This is a genomic window from Enterobacter sp. CGMCC 5087, from assembly GCF_003144775.1.
In the GTDB taxonomy this organism is placed as follows: Bacteria; Pseudomonadota; Gammaproteobacteria; order Enterobacterales; family Enterobacteriaceae; genus Enterobacter; species Enterobacter cloacae_M.
The window spans coordinates 1-482 of the sequence record NZ_QFXN01000006.1; the positions used below are offsets into that span (position 1 = coordinate 1).

1 protein-coding gene is annotated in these 482 nt (G+C 56.0%); it reads left to right on the top strand.

Annotated elements, in window-relative coordinates:
* The coding region (locus DEO48_RS00035; RefSeq protein ID WP_109843940.1) for a head decoration protein at positions 1 to 346 on the top strand (346 nt) is incomplete at its 5' end.
* Positions 347 to 482: the final 136 nt, after the last annotated feature.

Genomic DNA, 482 nt, shown 5'->3' on the forward strand with positions numbered 1-482 from the left:
GCCTGACCAGCTGATCGCAGGTAACCTGCAGCTGGTGACGGACACGGTCGATATTGGCGGGGCCGCACCGCTGGTACGTGGAACCATCCTGGGGCAAATCACCGCCACCGGCGTGTATGTCCTGAGCGTACAAACGGCCACCGATGGCAGCGAAGTACCCAGCGCCGTGCTGGTGGATAATGTCTCTCCGGGCGGCGCTACCGTTCGCGGCGGTATTTATGAGCTGGGTATCTTTAACTTGAACCGTATCACCTTTGACAGCAGCTGGACGCTTCCGGCACTGAAAACGGCCCTGCGTCCGTTCTCTATTTTCCTGCGTGACAGCCTGCAGGCCCCGGCCTCCTGATTTTTAGCTAATCCCCTTTTTAGTGTGGCTATGCCGTTCATCCGGCAGGGCTTTGCATATCCTTTTATCGAGGTTTTTAATGGATCATCAATTCAATATTTACGACACCATGACGCTGGTCGAGGTGGTGCCGAAC